Source organism: Citrobacter sp. RHBSTW-00017 (assembly GCF_013797615.1).
Lineage (GTDB): Bacteria > Pseudomonadota > Gammaproteobacteria > Enterobacterales > Enterobacteriaceae > Citrobacter > Citrobacter braakii.
The window spans coordinates 4436104-4455140 of the sequence record NZ_CP056899.1; the positions used below are offsets into that span (position 1 = coordinate 4436104).

The 19037-nt window shown below is 52.5% G+C and carries 22 protein-coding genes and 1 pseudogene; 6 read left to right on the plus strand and 17 right to left on the minus strand.

Annotation, left to right across the window (positions count from 1 at the left end):
* Positions 1-98: 98 nt before the first annotated feature.
* Positions 99-749: an OapA family protein gene (locus HV037_RS21350; RefSeq protein ID WP_016151435.1), complete on the plus strand. Its 651-nt coding sequence runs from the start codon at positions 99-101 to the stop codon at positions 747-749.
* A 54-nt stretch (positions 750-803) separates the two neighbouring features.
* On the opposite strand, the gene HV037_RS21355 is transcribed toward HV037_RS21350, so the two are convergent.
* From HV037_RS21355 to HV037_RS21380, 6 genes are all read right to left on the minus strand, one after another.
* On the minus strand, positions 804-1727 hold the full coding sequence (locus HV037_RS21355) for a DMT family transporter (RefSeq protein ID WP_181624247.1): 924 nt from the start codon (positions 1725-1727) through the stop codon (positions 804-806).
* A 143-nt stretch (positions 1728-1870) separates the two neighbouring features.
* Positions 1871-2320: a 50S ribosomal protein L9 gene (gene rplI / locus HV037_RS21360; RefSeq protein WP_003025676.1), complete on the minus strand. Its 450-nt coding sequence runs from the start codon at positions 2318-2320 to the stop codon at positions 1871-1873.
* Positions 2321-2361: 41 nt separating this feature from the next.
* Complete coding sequence (rpsR, locus tag HV037_RS21365) at positions 2362-2589, minus strand: 30S ribosomal protein S18 (protein WP_000135199.1); 228 nt, start codon at positions 2587-2589, stop codon at positions 2362-2364.
* Positions 2590-2593: 4 nt separating this feature from the next.
* Positions 2594-2908, minus strand: a complete 315-nt coding sequence (gene priB, locus HV037_RS21370; RefSeq protein ID WP_003025674.1) for a primosomal replication protein N — start codon at positions 2906-2908, stop codon at positions 2594-2596.
* A gap of 6 nt (positions 2909-2914) precedes the next feature.
* Positions 2915-3310, minus strand: coding sequence for a 30S ribosomal protein S6 (gene rpsF, locus HV037_RS21375; RefSeq protein ID WP_016151433.1), 396 nt, complete (start codon positions 3308-3310; stop codon positions 2915-2917).
* Positions 3311-3469: 159 nt separating this feature from the next.
* A complete protein-coding gene (locus HV037_RS21380) occupies positions 3470-4234 on the minus strand; it encodes a TSUP family transporter (RefSeq protein WP_016151432.1) in 765 nt (254 codons plus the stop codon).
* Between the two features lie 298 nt (positions 4235-4532).
* On the opposite strand from HV037_RS21380, the gene yjfY reads away from it, so the two are divergent.
* Positions 4533-4808: a DUF1471 family protein YjfY gene (yjfY, locus tag HV037_RS21385; RefSeq protein WP_016155520.1), complete on the plus strand. Its 276-nt coding sequence runs from the start codon at positions 4533-4535 to the stop codon at positions 4806-4808.
* A 130-nt stretch (positions 4809-4938) separates the two neighbouring features.
* On the opposite strand, the gene HV037_RS21390 is transcribed toward yjfY, so the two are convergent.
* From HV037_RS21390 to ulaA, 6 genes are read right to left on the minus strand one after another with little or no spacing between them, the layout of a single operon-like run.
* Positions 4939-5625: an L-ribulose-5-phosphate 4-epimerase gene (locus tag HV037_RS21390; protein ID WP_049041836.1), complete on the minus strand. Its 687-nt coding sequence runs from the start codon at positions 5623-5625 to the stop codon at positions 4939-4941.
* On the minus strand, positions 5625-6479 hold the full coding sequence (locus HV037_RS21395; protein WP_080859608.1) for an L-ribulose-5-phosphate 3-epimerase: 855 nt from the start codon (positions 6477-6479) through the stop codon (positions 5625-5627). Before HV037_RS21395 ends, HV037_RS21390 begins: the two co-directional genes overlap by 1 nt.
* 9 nt (positions 6480-6488) lie before the next feature.
* Complete coding sequence (ulaD, locus tag HV037_RS21400; RefSeq protein ID WP_046275837.1) at positions 6489-7139, minus strand: 3-keto-L-gulonate-6-phosphate decarboxylase UlaD; 651 nt, start codon at positions 7137-7139, stop codon at positions 6489-6491.
* Positions 7140-7151: 12 nt separating this feature from the next.
* Positions 7152-7619 (minus strand): PTS ascorbate transporter subunit IIA, encoded by a 468-nt coding sequence (gene ulaC / locus HV037_RS21405; protein ID WP_016155516.1) that lies wholly within the window; start codon positions 7617-7619, stop codon positions 7152-7154.
* An 11-nt stretch (positions 7620-7630) separates the two neighbouring features.
* The gene (ulaB, locus tag HV037_RS21410) at positions 7631-7936 is read right to left on the minus strand and encodes a PTS ascorbate transporter subunit IIB (RefSeq protein ID WP_016151426.1); all 306 of its coding nucleotides are present in this window, start codon (positions 7934-7936) and stop codon (positions 7631-7633) included.
* A gap of 15 nt (positions 7937-7951) precedes the next feature.
* Positions 7952-9349: a PTS ascorbate transporter subunit IIC gene (ulaA, locus tag HV037_RS21415; RefSeq protein WP_016155515.1), complete on the minus strand. Its 1398-nt coding sequence runs from the start codon at positions 9347-9349 to the stop codon at positions 7952-7954.
* Positions 9350-9716: 367 nt separating this feature from the next.
* On the opposite strand from ulaA, the gene ulaG reads away from it, so the two are divergent.
* Both ulaG and ulaR read left to right on the plus strand, forming a co-directional pair.
* Positions 9717-10781: an L-ascorbate 6-phosphate lactonase gene (gene ulaG, locus HV037_RS21420; protein ID WP_016151424.1), complete on the plus strand. Its 1065-nt coding sequence runs from the start codon at positions 9717-9719 to the stop codon at positions 10779-10781.
* Positions 10782-10887: 106 nt separating this feature from the next.
* A complete protein-coding gene (ulaR, locus tag HV037_RS21425) occupies positions 10888-11643 on the plus strand; it encodes an HTH-type transcriptional regulator UlaR (protein ID WP_103283405.1) in 756 nt (251 codons plus the stop codon).
* Here ulaR and yjfP read toward each other — a convergent pair.
* Positions 11640-12389 (minus strand): esterase, encoded by a 750-nt coding sequence (gene yjfP, locus HV037_RS21430; protein ID WP_016155514.1) that lies wholly within the window; start codon positions 12387-12389, stop codon positions 11640-11642. The genes ulaR and yjfP overlap by 4 nt on opposite strands.
* Positions 12390-12570: 181 nt before the next feature.
* On the opposite strand from yjfP, the gene bsmA reads away from it, so the two are divergent.
* Positions 12571-12900, plus strand: a complete 330-nt coding sequence (gene bsmA, locus HV037_RS21435; RefSeq protein WP_029139740.1) for a biofilm peroxide resistance protein BsmA — start codon at positions 12571-12573, stop codon at positions 12898-12900.
* 147 nt (positions 12901-13047) lie between these two features.
* Positions 13048-13323 carry a DUF1471 family protease activator YjfN gene (gene yjfN / locus HV037_RS21440; protein WP_016155512.1) on the plus strand — a complete coding sequence of 92 codons (276 nt, stop codon included), beginning with the start codon at positions 13048-13050 and terminating at the stop codon, positions 13321-13323.
* Positions 13324-13408: 85 nt separating this feature from the next.
* On the opposite strand, the pseudogene HV037_RS21445 reads toward yjfN, so the two are convergent.
* The 4 genes and pseudogenes from HV037_RS21445 to nsrR form a co-directional block, all read right to left on the minus strand.
* Positions 13409-15030 (minus strand): annotated as a pseudogene (locus HV037_RS21445) (isovaleryl-CoA dehydrogenase).
* Positions 15031-15159: 129 nt separating this feature from the next.
* Complete coding sequence (gene rlmB / locus HV037_RS21450) at positions 15160-15891, minus strand: 23S rRNA (guanosine(2251)-2'-O)-methyltransferase RlmB (protein WP_103283404.1); 732 nt, start codon at positions 15889-15891, stop codon at positions 15160-15162.
* 70 nt (positions 15892-15961) lie between these two features.
* Positions 15962-18424, minus strand: a complete 2463-nt coding sequence (gene rnr / locus HV037_RS21455; RefSeq protein WP_016151418.1) for a ribonuclease R — start codon at positions 18422-18424, stop codon at positions 15962-15964.
* 38 nt (positions 18425-18462) lie between these two features.
* On the minus strand, positions 18463-18888 hold the full coding sequence (gene nsrR, locus HV037_RS21460) for a nitric oxide-sensing transcriptional repressor NsrR (RefSeq protein ID WP_003025609.1): 426 nt from the start codon (positions 18886-18888) through the stop codon (positions 18463-18465).
* Positions 18889-19037: the final 149 nt, after the last annotated feature.

The window sequence follows — 19037 nt, forward strand, 5'->3', positions numbered from 1 at the left end:
GCGTTGACGTCACGAAAGCGGGTAATATGACGAACATCATAGCATTAGCCATCTATACTCTATGATCGAGGAACGAGACGCGGAGCAGGAGGAAAGCCATGCCCGGGCGCTTTGAATTAAAACCAACCCTGGCGAAAATCTGGCATGCACCGGACAATTTTCGCATTATGGATCCGCTACCGCCTATGCACCGACGCGGCATTATAATTGCTGCTATCGTGCTGGTGATAGGCTTCCTGCTGCCCTCCAGTGACACCAGCGATGCCCCTGTGGTTACGCGTACTGCCCAGCTGGATTTACAGTCACAGTCGCAGCCGCCGACAGAAGCTCAACTGCAGGCACAGTTGGTCGCCCCGCAAAACGATCCGGGCCAGGTCGCTCCGCTTGCGCCTGAGCCAATCCAGGAAGGAGAACCAGACGCGCAGCCGCAGGCTCAGCAATCTCAGCCGCAGACGCAACCTTTCCAACAGGATAGTGGAATTGAGCAGCAGTGGCGCTCCTATCGCGTAGACTCGGGCAAAACGCTGGCGCAGGTATTCCGTGACCATAACCTCCCGCCAACCGATGTATACGCAATGGCGCAGGTTGAAGGTGCCGGAAAACCGCTGAGCAACCTGAAAGACGGCCAGATGGTACAAATCAGGCAGAATGCCAACGGCGTGGTAACGGGATTAACCATTGATACCGGTAATGGTCAGCAGGTACTGTTTACTCGACAACCTAACGGCAGTTTTATTCGCGCCCGTTAACCGGCACACCTGTAGACCTGATAAACACAGCGCATCAGACATCAAGGTGAAGCGTCAGCGCTTCACCTTGTTCACCCACCAGATCCCGGAACAGACCAGCACCAGCGCCAGCGCATATTTCCATTCGAAAATGTTTTCGCCGAGGAATATCGCCGACAGAACCGCCCCCGAAACCGGGATCAGGAAGTTAAACGGCGCAATCATCCCCACGCGGTTATGCTTGAGCAGAATACTCCACAACGCAAAAGCGACCGAAGAGAGTAACGTCAGGTAGCCCAGAATCGCCACTGAAGACGCGCCGTGTACGGTCAGCGTGCCACCAAAAGCGTAGCCGCCGATAACCAGCGCCAGACCGCCGCCGCCCAACTGATATCCTGTCATTACCGTCGGGTCTACCGTCTGAGAAATGCGTTTACCGTATAACGTGGCGGCAGAAAGAATAAAGGCCGCCATCACCACTGAACCGTCCCCTAACAGGCTGAAGTTAAAATCCAGTCCGCTGCTAAAGTTCACCACCATTACGCCGGTAAAGCCCAGGATACAGCCCAGCACTTTGTTGTAGCTCAGCTTGTCGTTCTGATAGATAAAATGGGCCAGCAGCACGCTGAAGAAGGTGCCAGTCGCGTTCATGATCGACCCTTTCACCCCCGTCGTGAACGCCAGGCCAATATAGAAGAAGATGTATTGCAGCGAGGTTTGCGTCAGTCCCAACAGCGTGAGCTGACCGTACTGACGCGGGCTTAACCGGCCAATCGGTTTACGCTGCGCCACCACCAGCAATAGCAGCAATAATCCAGCAAACAGGAAGCGATAGCCGGCAAAGACAATTTTTGAAGGAATGTCATCCGTGGCAATCTGGAAGATCTCATATCCGCTTTTGATCGCCGGATAGGCGCTCCCCCACAGCAGACAGCAGAACGCTGCGCTCAGGTAGACAACATTTTTACGCGCAAACAGAGGTTGGTGCGTTGGTTCCATTCCATCACCATTTTAAAATAATGTTTTATTTTTATGATTATCCCGAAAAGGATAAAGAATAGCCAGAGCGAAAAGCGGAGGGGACAGAAAAGCAAAACGCCGACACGAGGCCGGCGCTTTTACGCGGTAATCAGAATAAAAACTTATTCTGCAACTACGTTTACAGTCAGCTTAGCAAACACTTCGCTGTGAACCTGGAAGCTCACTTCGTGCTCACCAGTGGTACGCAGAACGCCGTTCGGCAGACGAACTTCGCTCTTAGCTACTTCAACGCCAGCTGCAGTTACAGCGTCAGCGATGTCGCGAGTACCGATGGAACCGAACAGTTTACCTTCGTCGCCAGCTTTAGACGCGATGGTTACGGTTTCCAGTGCGTTGATTTTCTCAGCACGAGCTTCAGCAGCGGACAGAACGTCAGCCAGTTTAGCTTCCAGCTCAGCGCGACGCGCTTCGAAAAATTCAACGTTTTTCTTGGTAGCAGGAACAGCTTTACCCTGTGGTACCAGGAAGTTACGAGCATAGCCCGCTTTAACGTTAACCTGATCACCCAGGCTACCCAGGTTTGCTACTTTATCAAGCAGAATAACTTGCATTACCTTATCCTCTCAAAGTCGTATTAATGGACCGTGACCGATTACTGATGACGATCAGTGTACGGCAGCAGGGACAGGTAGCGAGCGCGTTTGATAGCGCGAGCCAGCTGACGCTGGTATTTTGCACGGGTACCGGTGATACGGCTTGGGACAATCTTACCGCTTTCGGTGATGTAGTTTTTCAGCGTAGCGATATCTTTATAGTCGATCTCTTGAACGCCTTCCGCGGTGAAACGGCAGAACTTGCGACGACGGAAATAACGTGCCATATGGCTAGTCTCCAGAATCTATCAATTCAATCTGCTCGGCATGCAGAACCATTTTGCTCAGGCCGTTCTTTGCCTTGTGGCAAGAGATGAACCCCTGAACGGTCACTGCGCTACCGACCGTTATACTGTGAGTAATGGCCTGGTTTTCGTGTCCGCTAATAATAACGGGCATTTGGCACCACGCCTGCCGGTGAAACCCGGCTTCCTCCTGCACAGAACGATGCTCAAGCACGAACTGGCAATGAGGAATTCCTGATGGACTGACCTTTCGAAGGGGAGCCCTGCACACGGTGCCGGACAACGCCAGACGGTTGGTCATCAGAAATTACTCTTCAGAATCCCCAGCTTCAGCATCATCTGCGGTTTCGTTAGCGAAATCATCGCGACGTTCACGACGCTCGTCTTTCGCTTTAACCATCGGAGATGCTTCGGTAACAGCGTGTTTAGTACGCATAACCATGCTGCGGATAACGGCATCGTTGAAGCGGAAGGTAGTTTCCAGCTCATCGATCACTTCCTGCGGCGCTTCAACGTTCAGCAGAACGTAGTGAGCTTTGTGCAGTTTGTTGATCGGGTAAGCCAGCTGACGGCGGCCCCAGTCTTCCAGACGGTGGATCGTGCCTTCTGCACCAGTGATGGCAGCAGTGTAGCGTTCGATCATACCCGGAACCTGTTCGCTCTGGTCAGGATGGACCATAAAAACGATTTCGTAATGACGCATCGAATTGCTCCTTACGGATTATTCAGCCTCCTGTCTGGGTCAGCCGAGGCCCGGGGAGGCAAGGAACGTGTTAAAGGTCGGCTGAAAAATTGACGCGTCATAATACTGGCGCCTGCCACTAAACTCAAGGTAATTGTACGATTATTTATCATGTCGCCATTAATACATATCCAGCAGCATTTTGACGCTGATGCAAATGGAGACAATGACAATCATGGGTCGGATAACTTTCTTGCCGCGCGTTAGTACGACCGTCGCGCCAAGACGTGCGCCGAGGGACTGCCCGGCAAACATCACCAGCCCCAGTGACCAGATCATTTTACCGCCAAAAATGAAGAACAATATCGAGGCGATGTTGGACGCCAGGTTAATAAAATTCGAGTGAATTTGCGCCTTATCGATGCTGTATCCCCACAGCAGGATATAGCTGAGGGTATAAAAGGAGCCAGCCCCGGCACCGAGAAAGCCGTCATAAAAGCCAATGCATCCCCCGCCGATCAACGAGAAGAGAAACAGGGATACCTGCTGCTTTCTTTTCGGTTCGCTGAGATTTGGCGCAAAAATAAAGTAGATAGCGACCGCGATAATCAGGATCGGGAGCAGTTTCTTCAGCAGCTCCGGTTCAATGAACTGGATAAGCGTCGTTCCCATCGCAGAACCGATAAAGGCAGATAAAAACACATACTTGTGCTCCTGCACGTTGATATGCCCCCGGCGTAAAAAATAAATCCCGGAGGTCAGCGAGCTGCCCAGTGCCTGAATTTTATTGGTTGCCAGCGCATTCGCCGGGGGTAAACCAGAAATTAACAGTGCGCCAATCGAGAGAAAACCACCGCCGCCCGACACCACGTTAATAAAGCCTGCCACCAGCGCGACCATAAACATAATCACAAAGTAGCTGAAATCCATGAATGAAGTATCCATAAGTTTTTGCCTTATTATCATAAAGTTATATTAATTATCCGGCTCACTATAAACGGCGTACTCACCCGATTAAATTGACTATTTGGTAAGTGCTTATGCGCGAAAGACAGGTATTTTTCACCGCAGCGGTACACACCAGCGGCCTGTTAATAAAAGAAAAGATGGCTATGCGGTAATTTTTTGAACAACTGCATCAGAAATGGTCGCTATCGACTGCGCCGGTAACGGTTAAAATTACATCAGAAGCTAATCACTCACAGGAGAGAGGCAACCAGAGACCGCAGTCGAGGAGGTACATATGCGAGCCCGTGTTTTGACCCTTCTGGCTATGCTTTTGCTTAGTGCAAATGCAACGGCAGCCATCAAAATTGACAATCATCAGGCCAGGAATATGGATGATGTGCAGAGCTTAGGCGTCATTTACATAAATCATAACTTCGCCACTGAAAGTGAAGCCACTCAGGCCCTGAATGAAGAGACCGATGCGCAAGGCGCAACCTACTACCACGTGATCCTCACCAGGGAACCCGGTAGTAACGGAAATATGCACGCCAGTGCAGATATTTACCGCTAGCACCAGAAATAACCAACGAGAACATTGCCGCAGTTTAATTTGCCCCCTTCACAGGGGGCTTTTTTTGCAACAAAGTCCCACAGCCAGATCAATAACATCCCCTGAATGATTGGGCTCCAGGACTTAGTCGTTACTTCTGTCCGTAATAGGCGTTTGGACCGTGCTTACGCATGAAATGCTTATTCATCAGATAACTGTCTATGGGGCTAAGAGCCGGATTAATACCACGCGCAATCCATGCCATTTTTGCCACTTCCTCCATCACCACGGCGTTATGTACCGCATCGTGAGCATCCTTGCCCCAGGCAAACGGGCCATGCTGGTACACCACTACGCCAGGCGTATGCAAAGGTTCCACCTCCCCCAGCGTTTCGACAATCACCTTGCCGGTATTTAGCTCATACTCGCCCTGAACTTCAGCTTCAGTTAACGCCCTGGTGCAGGGAATATCGCCAAAGAAGTAATCCGCATGCGTCGTGCCGAACGAGGGAATTGCCAGACCCGCCTGCGCCCATGCCGTCGCGTGCGTTGAGTGGGTGTGCACCACGCCGCCGAGAGAAGAATAGCGGCGATACAGCTCCAGATGGGTGGCGGTATCAGAAGAAGGACGATAGCGCCCTTCCACTACGTTGCCGGCCAGATCCACAACCACCATGTCATCTACCTGCATCGTTTGGTAGTCGACGCCGCTAGGCTTAATCACCACCAGCCCGCGCTCGCGGTCAATGGCGCTGACGTTCCCCCAGGTGAACGTCACCAGCCCGTAGCACGGCAAATCCATATTGGACTCAAAAACCTGCTGTTTAAGTTTTTGCATTACACCGCCTCCACCAGACCTGCGCTGGCCATTCGCGCCCTCACCCAGTCGCGCGCCTTCGCGACTTCACGTGCCGGGTCGTCCGACGTTTCACTCCACATCTCAATCAGGTATGGTCCGCAGTACCCACTCTGTTTGAGCGTCGCAAAACAACGTTCGAACTCAACAACCCCTTCACCAAACGGCACATTTTTGAATACACCGGGTTTGGTATCCTTCACGTGTACGGCAACGATATGACCCATCCCAGCCTGCAGCTCCATCTGCACGTCGTTATCCCACGCCGACAAATTGCCAATATCGGGATACAACTGGAACCACGGATTGTTGAGATAGTGGGCATAACCCAGTGCCTTGCTGATCGAATTCATTAGCGGATAATCCATGATTTCCATCGCCAGCGTCACCTGCGCGCGGCTCGCCATCTCCACGCTCTCTTTCAGCCCATCGCGAAACCGACGACGCGTTTCGTTATTGGCCTGCTGGTAATAGACGTCGTAACCCGCCAGTTGAATAACGCGAATACCGATATCCTGCGCAAACTGAATGGCTTTACGCATGATCTCCAGCCCCTGTTCGCGCACCGCATCATCTTCACTGCCAAGCGGGAAACGACGATGAGCGCTCAGGCACATGGACGGTACGCGTATCCCTGTCTCGGCGATAGCGGCCACCAGCGCCAGTCGCTGCTCGCGGCGCCAGTCAAGACGCGCCAGGCGATCGTCGGTCTCATCAACTGATATTTCGACAAAATCAAAGCCCAGTTCCTTCGCCAGCTGCAAGCGTTCCAGCCAGCACTCCCCGCCGGGGAGCGCTTTTTCATAGATACCGAGCGGGACCTGTTTCGACAACATAGTCGCTCCTTATCCCCACAGTTGGGCGATGGAACGTTTGAACTGACGCGCAGCGTCTACCGGAGAGGCGGCATCGCGAATGCTGCGTCCGGCAATAAAGACGTGGATAGGGATCCCCTGGAACAGCGGCAGATCCTCCAGCGCCAGGCCGCCGGTGACGGTGACCTTAAAGCCCATATCAGAAAGGCGTTTGATGGCGCTGATATCTGCCTCTCCCCACGCCACACCCGCCGCCTGCGCGTCACGGCTGCGGTGATATACCACTTGCCCAATGCCCGCGTCACGCCACTCCTGCGCCTGCTCCCAGGTCCAGTAACCAGTCAGTTCAATCTGCACGTCGCCGTTAAATTCTTTCGCCACCTCCAGCGCCCCCCTGGTGGTGTTGATATCCGCGCAGCAGATGACGGTAACCCAGTCAGCATTGGCTTCGAAACACATGCGCGAGAGGATTTTACCCGCGTCGGCGATTTTGGCATCCGCCAGCACAATTTTATGCGGATAAAGCGCCTTCAGATCGCGTACGGCGCGCACCCCCTCAGCCACGCAAAGAATCGTCCCCACCTCAATGATATCGACCTCTTCGGCAATCAGACGCGTCGTTTCATAGGCGGAAGACATTGATTGGTTATCCAGCGCAACCTGCAACATAGGTAATGACATTTTGGTATCCTTTTAAACAGCCGCCGCAGTGGCGTTATCAATTAAATCCAGCACTTCCTGCGCGGTACGGCAGGCACGTAAACGGTCGAAATTGGCTTCGTCGTCAAAGAGATTCACGATCTGCATGATGCCGACTTCCTGATGTGTGTTGGCGTCTACTGCCGCCATGGTGATCAGGATATCGACCGGGTCGTTATCTTCGTGGTTAAACACCAGCGGTGTTTTCAGCGTCACCAGCGCAAAACCGGTTTTCTTAACCCCTTCCTCCGGACGGCCGTGCGGCATCGCCAGGCCGGGCGCAATCACGAAATACGGGCCGAACTGTTCAACTCCGTCGAGGATGGCCTGGTAGTAGCGTGGTTCAACCACATCAGCCTTAACCAGCAGATCCACGCTCAGCTTTACCGCTTCCTGCCAGGAGCTGGCCTCAGCCTGTAAAAGGATGGTGTTATTGTCTGCCAGCGAATCACGTAATTTCATAGGCCGCCTCCTTACTTCACGTCCTGAGGGAAATGCGCGTTGATCACTTCCAGCAGTTTTGGTCCAAAATCGGCGGGAGACAGCATGTTGCGTACGCCAACAACATATTTATTGCCCGATACGGTAATCTCACCGGCGATATGGGTAGAAGCGATGATGATATCCGCGCCGCTCAGTTCACTTTTGTATTCACCTACTGCGCAACTGTTTACCGTATGGTCAATATTTGACTGGGTTAAAAACTGATCCACCTTCATCTTCATGATCATGGAACTCCCCTGCCCATTGCCACATACAGCCAAAATACGTACGGTCATAATCGGAACTCCTTATTAAGCAGAGTGTTCTGCCAGTTGTTTTTCTGCGTCTTCCTCAGCGCGCAAGGTGCGTCCTGCGAAAAACATATAAGCCAGTGCAATCAGAATAATGACGGCCATAAACACGATGCCGATGGAGGCAAAGCCCTGCATCATCGGCGGCGCCAGAATTGACCAGTCCGCCATGCCCATCCAGGCGCTCATCCCGGTGAGCTTCACCGCCCAGACGCAGCCGAAGATTTCGATCATCCCCATCACCAGGCAAATCTTGAGCGCCGCGCGCCAGCCGCCAAAGTGGTTAGCAAACACGCCGATAGTCGCGTTCGAGAAGAACATCGGAATAAAGCCAGGGATAATCAGAATAGAAGAGCCGCAACCCACCAGGATGCCCACCGCAATCAGTTGGCCGATGGTGCCCCACATAAAGCCCCAGACCACCGCGTTGGGCGCAAAGCTATAAATCGCCGCGCAGTCGATAGCCAGCACTGCACCCGGGATCAGACGTTGAGAGATACCGTTGAACGCTTCTGAAAGCTCAGCAACGAACATACGTACGCCCTGAGTGATAATGAAAATAGCGACGGCAAACGAAAAACCGGTCTGCAGGATATAGACCGTCCAGTGGGTTTTACCCGCCATCGCCTGAACCACATCAATGCCGAAAGAGAGCAGGATCGCGCCGAAGAAGAGGGTCATAACAATCGCGGTAGAAACGATGTTGTCATGGAAGATATTCAGCCAGCCCGGCAGCTTCAGATCTTCAACACTCTCCTCTTTCTTACCAAGATAAGGCGCGACTTTGTAGGCAATCCATGAAGCGAACTGTTGCTGGTGACCGATGGAGAAACCGCAGCCGTCGGTCACTTCCTGCGTCGGCTTGTACATCATATTGGAAGTAATGCCCCAGTAGAGGGACACCAGCACCGCGGTGCAGATGATGGTGGTCCACATCGGGTAACCAAAGATGTAGAGAGAGACGGCAATCAGGCCCGCCTGCTGGAACATAATGTGGCCGGTCAGCATGATGGTGCGAATGCCGGTAATACGCCGTAGCAGTACGTAACAAATATTCAGCGCCAGCGCCAACAGCACAGCATAACCCACCCAACTATAGGCATCGCCCATACGTTCGATGGTTGCCATCATGGAGGCATAGGTATCGGAAATCGCACCATTGATACCGTAAACTTCGGACATCTTCGCCACCACCGGTTTAAACGTGCTGGTCAGAATGCCCGATCCCGCTTGCAGCAACATAAAACCGATAATCGTTTTGATCGTGCCTTTGATAATAACGCTGACGCTTTTACGCAGCAGGATGTAACCAAGACAGGTCACAATACCCAACAGCAAGGGCGCGTTGGTCATAACCTGATTAAAAAAGACGGTAAAGATGTTGTAGAGGATCTCCATAACGATCTCCAGTAGACGAAGTTGCTGAACATTCATTACAGATGCCCAGGATGTTGTGCCCTCACTCTAATTTTCAAAAGTAATCACAACAAGATTGAATTTGATTAAATGTGATGCAGTACGCAAATAATTCACACACTTGCAGAGTGGCTTTACTTCTAATTCATCGATTCCAAAATAAACTCTATTAAAACAATAAAATACAAAACCAACATTCAAGTAGACCATCCTGTCACGCTGTGATTTGATCACATTTCCCCGTTGAACAGCGAAAATCAACGCATTGCCTTCTTGAAAAAATGATGTCAATATCAATCAAAACAAATCATAAATTGACTTAATCTGAATAAATATGAAGGTAAATGCGATGAGTAAAGTAAAAAGCATCACGCGTGAATCATGGATCCTGAGTACATTCCCGGAGTGGGGAAGTTGGCTGAATGAAGAGATCGAACAGGAGCAGGTCGCCCCGGGCACATTCGCTATGTGGTGGCTTGGCTGTACCGGCATCTGGCTGAAGTCGGAAGGCGGGACGAACATCTGCGTCGATTTCTGGTGCGGAACGGGTAAACAGAGTCACGGTAACCCGCTAATGAAAACCGGCCACCAGATGCAACGCATGGCTGGGGTGAAGAAACTGCAGCCAAACCTGCGCACCACGCCGTTTGTTCTTGATCCGTTTGCAATTCGACAGATCGATGCGGTGCTGGCGACACACGATCATAACGATCACATCGACGTGAATGTCGCGGCCGCCGTCATGCAAAACTGCGCCGATGACGTGCCATTTATCGGGCCGCAAACCTGTGTGGATCTGTGGATCGGTTGGGGTGTGCCAAAAGAGCGCTGCATCGTGGTAAAACCAGGCGATGTGGTGAAAGTGAAAGATATTGAAATTCATGCGCTTGACGCGTTTGATCGTACGGCATTAATCACGCTACCTGCAGATCAAAAAGCGGCAGGTGTGCTGCCGGATGGTATGGATGCACGTGCGGTGAACTACCTGTTCAAAACACCGGGTGGAACGCTGTACCACAGCGGAGACTCGCACTACTCTAACTACTACGCAAAGCATGGCAACGAGCACCAGATCGACGTTGCGCTCGGCTCCTACGGTGAGAATCCGCGCGGGATTACGGACAAAATGACCAGCTCCGACATGCTGCGCATGGCGGAAGCGTTGAATACGAAAGTGGTGATCCCTTTCCATCATGACATCTGGTCAAACTTCCAGGCCGACCCTCAGGAGATCCGCGTACTGTGGGAGATGAAAAAAGATCGACTGAAGTATGGCTTTAAGCCGTTTATCTGGCAGGTGGGCGGTAAGTTCACCTGGCCGCTGGACAAAGACAACTTTGAATATCACTACCCGCGCGGCTTTGATGACTGCTTCACGATTGAACCGGATCTGCCGTTTAAATCCTTCTTGTGACCCCTACAAAATGCCGGGCTATTCCGGCATTTTTTCCCATTTACTTTAGTATTTCCAGGCTATTTCAAATATCATCTTTTCAAATCAATTTGTATCGGAATAGCTCATGACTGAAGCACAAAGACATCAAATATTGCTGGATATGCTGGCGCAGTTGGGCTTTGTTACCGTTGAGAACGTGATTGAGCGTCTGGGGATTTCACCAGCCACAGCACGCCGGGACATAAATAAACTCGACGAAAGCGGCAAACTCAAGAAAGTCCGCAATGGCGCAGAAGCCATCACCCAGCAACGTCCGCGCTGGACACCTATGAATCTGCATCAGGCGCAGAACCACGATGAAAAAGTTCGCATTGCCAAGGCCGCATCCCAACTTGTAAATGCGGGTGAAAGCGTGGTGATCAACTGTGGATCAACCGCCTTCCTGCTTGGTCGTGAAATGTGCGGCAAGCCGGTGCAGATCATCACCAATTATCTGCCGCTGGCGAACTATCTGATCGACCAGGAGCATGACAGCGTGATCATCATGGGAGGGCAATACAACAAAAGCCAGTCCATCACGCTTAGTCCGCAAGGCAGCGAAAATAGCCTGTATGCCGGACACTGGATGTTTACCAGCGGTAAAGGGTTGACCGCGGACGGACTGTATAAAACCGATATGCTAACCGCGATGGCTGAGCAGAAGATGCTTAACGTAGTGGGTAAACTGGTGGTGCTGGTCGATAGCAGTAAGGTCGGTGAACGCGCGGGGATGCTGTTCAGTCGCGCCGATCAAATCGATATGCTCATTACCGGCAAAAACGCTAACCCTGATATTCTGCAACAACTTGAAGCTCAGGGCGTAAGCATCGTGCGCGTTTAAAGGTGCTGGCGAAAAAACGTTACCGTCGCAGCCAGCGCCTCTGGCGTGATGCGGTGGCGTACGCCCGCTTCCCACAGGCAGGTTAAATTGTTATCCAGCCCTGCCTGAATCAGCGCCTGCTGTAAGCGGAAGGTTTCAACCGCGGGCACCACATCGTCCTCCTGTCCATGCCACAACAGCAACGGTCTGTCGGCCAGCCGTTGTAGCTGATGCGTAACGTCCCATTCGGCGAGCGGTGCGATAACGGCATCGAACTCCGCCTGCTGCTCTGGCGTCTGGACTCGTAAAGGGGGAAAAAGCGTCTGTGCAAGACGGGTAAAATAGCCCGAACCCATCAGGCTGGCTACACATTTAACCTCGGGATGGCGGGCCATAATGCCCAACGCCGTCATGCCTCCCATCGACGCCCCCGCAACAGCAAGTCTTTCATCTGATAGCCAATTTTCCGCCACCAGCGCCGCACGTAACGTCGTAAACTCCTGCATGTTTTGCTGCAATATATGCCAGAAGCGGAACATTCGCTCCTGAGCATCACCGTTGAAGCGGGCACCATGGTCGGGCGCATCTGGCATGACAACCCGGAATCCGGCCTGAGCCAGAGCAACGGCAAAATAGCTATAGACCAGACTTGAAGATGTAAACCCGTGATAGAAAATAATGCAAGGGAGTGAACACTCGCGTTTGCCAGCCGGAACGGCGTGCAGGACAGGGATACCAGCCAACTGTCGTGTTTCAATTTCGATCATTTGTCGCCTCTTTTTTTCTGGTATGCCATGCAGCAATACTTAACGCAAGCGAATGTGTTCGGCAATGATTCATAATGTTGAGAACTGGGTTACGCTTTCGCAACATTTTCATTCGAAAATCGCGTGAGAGATAACACTTCGGGAACATTCCCCTAAAGGGAAATTGATAAGGCACTACACTATGGCTATCAGGAAACGAGATAGAGTTATGCGTCGGTTTGCCTCTTTATTGCTGGTGATGCTTTTAAGCGCCTGTAGCGTGCTACAGGGAACGCCGCAACCCGCACCGCCCGTTGCCGACCACCCGCAGGAGATCCGCCGTGACCAGAGTAATGGGTTACAGCGAATAGGAACGGTCAGCGCGCTGGTAAGAGGCTCTCCGGATGATGCGCTGGCAGAGATCCGTGACAAAGCCGTCGCGGCTAAAGCTGATTACTACGTGGTTTTATTAGTGGATGAAACCATCGTGACAGGCCAATGGTATTCACAGGCTATTTTGTATCGTAAATAACATTGGGTTGGAATTTAGTCAGCTTTACATTGCTTTGCGCCGCTATGCGTTTACCTGTGCACAATAAACCAACAGCAGGAAGCTTGAGGTTTATTATCGCGATGGAATGCCCTGCCGTGTGTAGGGGTACGAATAATGGAGCTGACGATGAAACAATCACTTGCCTTATCCTCACTGCTGCTTTCTGCCGGACTGGTAGGTACTACGGCGCAGTCTGCCGAGTTCGCCAGTGCTGACTGCGTTACAGGCCTGAACGAAATTGGCCTGATATCTGTCAGTAACATTGCAGGGAATCCGCAGGATGTAGAACGAGTAATCGCGTTAAAAGCGGATGAACAGGGTGCCTCATGGTATCGGATCATTCAGATGTACGAAGACCAGCAGCCCGACAACTGGCGCGTACAGGCCATACTCTATGCTTAACAGATTGCCGGATGGCGTAAACTTATCCGGCCTACATTGAATGTAGGCATGATAAGGCGCGCCAGCGTCGCCATCAGGTATATTATTACCGTAATCCCCCCGTTGCCCGCAGGAGCAAGTCGTTCAGCACCTGCTCGGACAATCGTAGTCCACCACGCGTATCGAGCATCATTTGACACCAGGCCTGCGCCACTGGCGGAGAGGCATAGCGCAACATCTGCGCCCCGCAACCGAGCAGGAAAAGCTGCTGTGTAATCTCCCGTCCCAACTCCTCGCTCGGTTTACGTAAACGCTGCTGTAGTTGACGTACCCTTCGATCGTAATGCCGGTCTTGCCCTTTTACCTCAGCAAAGGCTTCGCTGAGCATATCGTATATGCCGGGTTGTTTTGTCAGCACCCGCAATACATCGAGGCACATAATGTTGCCAGAGCCCTCCCAGATACTGTTTACCGGCATCTCACGATACAGGCGCGGCAATTCACTCTCCTCGCAGTAGCCAATCCCGCCGAGCACTTCCATCGCCTCTGCAACAAACGGCATACCGGCTTTGCAAACAGAGAATTTCGCTGCTGGCGTGAACAACCTGGCCCACAGAGATTCTTTGGCATCAGCGCGACGGTCCCAGGCCCGCGCCAGTCGGAACAGTAACGCCGTCTGACCTTCCAGTTGGAGCGCCATCCGACCTAATACCTGGCGCATCATCGGTTGTTCGATCAATGGTTTGCCAAAAACCTGTCGCTGGTGCGCATGGTAAATCGCGACAGAAAAAGCACGTCGCATCATGCCATGACTGCCGAGCGCACAGTCAAAACGCGTCATCCACCCATTTTCAGGATATGACGTATACCTTCCCCTTCTTCACCCAATAGCCAGCCAATCGCATCGTGGAATTCAACCTCGCAGCTGGCGTTGGAGCGATTGCCTAACTTATCTTTCAGCCGCTCCAGACGGATAGCATTACGCTGCCCGTCGGGTAAAAATCGCGGTACAAAAAAGCAGGATAAGCCTCCCTTTGCCTGGGCCAGTACCAAATGGGCATCGCTTTGCGGCACGGAGAAAAACCACTTATGTCCCACCAGCCGATACGAGCCGTCTGTAAGACGTTCTGCCTGAGTGGTATTGCTTAGCACATCTGACCCCCCCTGCTTCTCGGTCATTCCCATGCCGATCAATAACCCACGCTTTTGCCCTCCGGGCAGTAAATGCGAGTCATAACGGTCGCTTAGCAGCGGCGTAAACCAGTCGTGAAAGGGTGCAGGTAACATCTGAAGTAACAACGGCGTGGCGGCAAAAGTCATGGTAACCGGACACAACGTGCCCGCTTCCACCTGCGCATGCAGCATGAAACGGGCCGCCCGGGCAACAAATGTTCCCTGCCTCGCGTCTTCTTCCCAGGCCAGATTATGTACGCGATTGGCGCACAATCCCTGCATCAGTAAATGCCAGGCAGGATGAAAACGCACATCATCCAGCCGCTGACCCTGCGAGTCGTAGCGCAACAACTCGGGTGGAAAAGCATTGGCCAGACGGCCAAGCTCGAGCGACTCGGCAGTCCCTAGCTGCTGACCAATACTGGCGAGAAGATCGCTGTCCCAGCCAGCGCCTTCACGGATAACCGCTTCACACAGCGCGCCATCGGACAGATATAAGTTGCTGTTATTGAGCGGTACAGGTTGGTTAAAAACGGTATGCGTTTGCCAGTGCATTGTGTCTCCCTCCGTCAATGGCCGTCACCTTAAGTATGGTCAGGCAGAGGGGAGCACGCATGGGACAACGGTCACAAAAAAGCCATCCCGAAGGATGGCTTGAGATAAGAGAGAAATGAGGGAGATAGTTTAGCCGCGCTGGCGTACAGCCTCAAACAGGCAGATGCCCGTCGCAACTGAAACGTTCAGCGACGAAACGCTCCCAGCCATCGGGATGCTGATCAGTTCGTCACAGTGTTCGCGGGTCAAACGACGCATACCTTCACCCTCTGCGCCCATCACCAGCGCCAGACGTCCGGTCATTTTGCTCTGGTAGAGAGTATGGTCAGCTTCACCTGCGGTTCCGACGATCCAGATATTCTCTTCCTGCAGCATACGCATAGTGCGCGCCAGGTTGGTCACACGGATCAGCGGTACACTTTCTGCCGCGCCGCAGGCCACTTTTTTCGCCGTTGCATTCAACTGCGCAGAACGATCCTTCGGTACGATAACAGCATGGACGCCAGCAGCATCGGCGCTACGCAGGCATGCCCCCAGGTTATGCGGATCGGTAACACCATCGAGGATCAAAAAGAACGGCTGATTGAGCGTAGCAATCAGATCCGGCAGATCGTTTTCCTGATACTGACGACCCGGCTTCACGCGAGCAATAATTCCCTGATGTACCGCACCCTCGCTTTTCTCATCCAGGAACTGGCGGTTAGCCAGCTGAATGACAACACCCTGTGCTTCCAGTGCGTGGATCAGCGGCAGCAGGCGTTTATCTTCACGACCTTTGAGAATAAAGACGTCCTGGAAGCGCTCAGGCGCACGTTCCAGCAGAGCCTGCACCGCATGGATGCCGTAAATCATTTCACTCATGAATGTACTCGTTAATAGTTTATGCGTAACGCGGGCAACGCGAGGTTGCCCGACTTACTGTTTATGGCTGTTATTGCGCGACTTTCTTTTTCGTCGCGCGTTTAGCTTTGGTGGCGGCAGCGATTTTAAGCGTTTTTGCCGATGGCTTTTTCGCTTTTTTATCGCCTTTCTTCTCAGCCGTTTTTTTATCCGCCTGAGGTTTGGCTCTGCCTTTCTTCTCGCCGCGGAAAGCGCTATCCGGCTCGAAATTTACTTTTTTGCCCATCTGACGACGCTTACCGGTATTTTTACCCGCATCGCCTTTTTTCGCTTTTTCACGCGCGGTTTTACCTTCATTGCGCGGTGCACGTTCGCTGGAGATCAAACTGAAGTCGATTTTACGCTCGTCCATGTTGACCGCTTCCACGCGAACTTCCACGCGATCGCCCAGGCGATACATTTGACCGCTGGATTCCCCCGTCAGACGCTGCCCAACCTGGTCAAAACGATAGTAGTCGTTATCCAGGGAGGAGACATGCACCAGACCGTCGATAAACAGCTCATCAAGACGGACGAAGAAACCAAACCCGGTCACGCTGGCGATCACGCCTTTGAAGACATTACCTACCTGATCCAGCATGAAGTCGCACTTCAGCCAGTCAGAGACGTCGCGTGTAGCTTCGTCAGCACGGCGCTCGGCCATCGAACAGTGTTGACCCAGCTGCAGCATCTCTTCCATCGAATAATGGTAGCCACCCGTTTCCGTGGTGTTGCCTTTATGGCCCTGCTCCTGCGCCAGCAGATACTTAATCGCCCGGTGCAAGGAGAGATCCGGGTAACGACGGATCGGCGAGGTGAAGTGTGCATAAGATTGCAACGCAAGGCCAAAGTGACCGCGGTTTTCCGGATCGTAAATCGCCTGCTTCATTGAACGCAGCAGCATAGTTTGCAGCATTTCTGCGTCAGGACGGTCAGCAATCGACTCCAGCAGTTCAGCGTAATCACGCGGCTCGGGTTTATTACCGCCGGGCAGCTCCAGCCCCAGCTCCGCCAACACCGAACGGAACGAATTAATCGCTTCGGTCGTCGGCTTATCGTGAATGCGGAACAGTGCCGGCTCTTTGGCTTTCTCAACGAATCGCGCCGCTGAGATGTTCGCCATGATCATGCACTCTTCAATCAGTTTGTGCGCGTCATTACGCTGCGTCTGCTCAATACGCTCAATACGGCGTTCAGCATTGAAGATAAACTTCGCTTCTTCACTTTCAAACGAGATACCGCCACGCTCTTCACGCGCTTTATCCAGCACTTTGTAGAGGTTATGCAGCTCTTCAATGTGTTTAACCAACGGCGCGTACTGCTCACGCAGTTCCTGATCGCCCTGCAGCATGTGCCAGACCTTGGTGTAGGTCAGACGCGCATGGGAGCTCATAACCGCTTCGTAGAATTTAAAGCCTGTTAAGCGGCCTTTCGACGAAATGGTCATTTCACAGACCATACACAGCCTGTCCACCTGCGGGTTGAGCGAACACAATCCGTTAGACAGCACTTCCGGTAGCATCGGAACAACCTGCGATGGGAAGTAGACGGATGTGCCACGGCTGCGCGCTTCCTGGTCCAGCGGAGTCGGCGGGCGAACGTAATAGCTTACGTCAGCAATCGCCACCCATAAACGCCAGCCGCCGCCGCGCTTCTTCTCGCAGTAAACCGCATCATCGAAGTCACGCGCATCTTCGCCATCGATAGTGACCAGCGGCAGGGAGCGCAGATCGACACGTCCGGCTTTCGCTTCCTCCGGCACTTCTTCTTTCAGGCCAGCGACCTGTTTTTCGACCGCCTGAGGCCAGATATACGGGATTTCATGAGTACGCAGCGCCATATCAACGGCCATGCTGGTTCCCATGTTGTCGCCCAGGACTTCAACAATTTTACCCACCGCTTTAGTGCGACGCGTCGGACGCTGGGTCAGCTCAACCACGACCACAAAACCCATACGAGCACCCATCACCTCTTCCGGCGGGATCAGGATATCAAAGCTCAGGCGGCTGTCGTCAGGGACGACAAACCCAACGCCAGCGTCGGTGAAGTAGCGACCGACAATCTGGCTGGTTTTCGGCACCAGTACGCGCACAATACGCGCTTCGCGACGACCTTTACGGTCCGCGCCCAGCGGCTGTGCCAACACCTGATCGCCATGAATACAGGTTTTCATCTGCTCGCTGGACAGGTACAGGTCATCTTTGCGGCCTTCAACGCGCAGAAAGCCGTAGCCATCACGGTGGCCAATAACGGTACCTTTCAGCAGGTCAAGACGCTCCGGCAGCGCATAGCACTGACGACGAGTGAAGACCAGTTGCCCGTCACGCTCCATGGCGCGCAGGCGGCGACGCAGCGCTTCTTGCTGCTCTTCACCTTCAATGTTGAGTTCAGCAGCCAGCTCATCGCGGTTGGCCGGTTTTTCACGTTTAGTTAAATGTTCGAGGATAAATTCCCGGCTCGGGATAGGATTCGCGTATTTTTCTGCTTCGCGTTCCTGGAAAGGATCTTGTGACATCGAGGTTCCTCCATTGTCAGCTCTGATGAAGATTTTCGTCACTCCACCAGCAATAATTTATAAAGCGGTTGATTCTCTTCAACCAAATCAGCAAGTGTGTAGTTGTCCAGTTCCGTGAGAAAACTTTGCACTGCCTTAGAAAGCGCCTGTTTAAGTCGACAGGCTGGGGTAATGTGGCAAAACTCGCTGCTACAATTGACCAACGATAGTGGTTCCAGCTCGCGAACCACATCACCAATACCAATATCCTTAGCTGGTTTACCCAGGCGGATACCGCCATTTTTTCCTCGAATAGCAGTAACGAAGCCCGCACGGCTAAGTTGATTGATTATTTTGACCATATGATTACGGGACACGCCGTAGACTTCTGTCACCTCAGAAATACTGGTCATACGTCCTTCGGGAAGTGACGCCATATAGATTAGCGCACGTAATCCGTAATCGGTGAAACTTGTTAACTGCACATCAACCTCAGGAAAAGGGATAAAACGGATAAACCTGGTGGTATTAATTACATTGATGATAAACCAGCCACCAGCCAGGTCGCTAATTTATTTCAGTTCAGGAAGGAAAAAAGCGAGGAACTTACGTGATTTTAAGCCGGATTATGATG

Coding starts and splice junctions, on each gene's coding strand:
- HV037_RS21350 (WP_016151435.1), top strand. CDS start 99: ATGCCCGGGCGCTTTGAATTAAAACCAACCCTGGCGAAAATCTGGCAT.
- HV037_RS21355 (WP_181624247.1), bottom strand. CDS start 1,727: ATGGAACCAACGCACCAACCTCTGTTTGCGCGTAAAAATGTTGTCTAC.
- rplI (WP_003025676.1), bottom strand. CDS start 2,320: ATGCAAGTTATTCTGCTTGATAAAGTAGCAAACCTGGGTAGCCTGGGT.
- rpsR (WP_000135199.1), bottom strand. CDS start 2,589: ATGGCACGTTATTTCCGTCGTCGCAAGTTCTGCCGTTTCACCGCGGAA.
- priB (WP_003025674.1), bottom strand. CDS start 2,908: ATGACCAACCGTCTGGCGTTGTCCGGCACCGTGTGCAGGGCTCCCCTT.
- rpsF (WP_016151433.1), bottom strand. CDS start 3,310: ATGCGTCATTACGAAATCGTTTTTATGGTCCATCCTGACCAGAGCGAA.
- HV037_RS21380 (WP_016151432.1), bottom strand. CDS start 4,234: ATGGATACTTCATTCATGGATTTCAGCTACTTTGTGATTATGTTTATG.
- yjfY (WP_016155520.1), top strand. CDS start 4,533: ATGCGAGCCCGTGTTTTGACCCTTCTGGCTATGCTTTTGCTTAGTGCA.
- HV037_RS21390 (WP_049041836.1), bottom strand. CDS start 5,625: ATGCAAAAACTTAAACAGCAGGTTTTTGAGTCCAATATGGATTTGCCG.
- HV037_RS21395 (WP_080859608.1), bottom strand. CDS start 6,479: ATGTTGTCGAAACAGGTCCCGCTCGGTATCTATGAAAAAGCGCTCCCC.
- ulaD (WP_046275837.1), bottom strand. CDS start 7,139: ATGTCATTACCTATGTTGCAGGTTGCGCTGGATAACCAATCAATGTCT.
- ulaC (WP_016155516.1), bottom strand. CDS start 7,619: ATGAAATTACGTGATTCGCTGGCAGACAATAACACCATCCTTTTACAG.
- ulaB (WP_016151426.1), bottom strand. CDS start 7,936: ATGACCGTACGTATTTTGGCTGTATGTGGCAATGGGCAGGGGAGTTCC.
- ulaA (WP_016155515.1), bottom strand. CDS start 9,349: ATGGAGATCCTCTACAACATCTTTACCGTCTTTTTTAATCAGGTTATG.
- ulaG (WP_016151424.1), top strand. CDS start 9,717: ATGAGTAAAGTAAAAAGCATCACGCGTGAATCATGGATCCTGAGTACA.
- ulaR (WP_103283405.1), top strand. CDS start 10,888: ATGACTGAAGCACAAAGACATCAAATATTGCTGGATATGCTGGCGCAG.
- yjfP (WP_016155514.1), bottom strand. CDS start 12,389: ATGATCGAAATTGAAACACGACAGTTGGCTGGTATCCCTGTCCTGCAC.
- bsmA (WP_029139740.1), top strand. CDS start 12,571: ATGGCTATCAGGAAACGAGATAGAGTTATGCGTCGGTTTGCCTCTTTA.
- yjfN (WP_016155512.1), top strand. CDS start 13,048: ATGAAACAATCACTTGCCTTATCCTCACTGCTGCTTTCTGCCGGACTG.
- rlmB (WP_103283404.1), bottom strand. CDS start 15,891: ATGAGTGAAATGATTTACGGCATCCATGCGGTGCAGGCTCTGCTGGAA.
- rnr (WP_016151418.1), bottom strand. CDS start 18,424: ATGTCACAAGATCCTTTCCAGGAACGCGAAGCAGAAAAATACGCGAAT.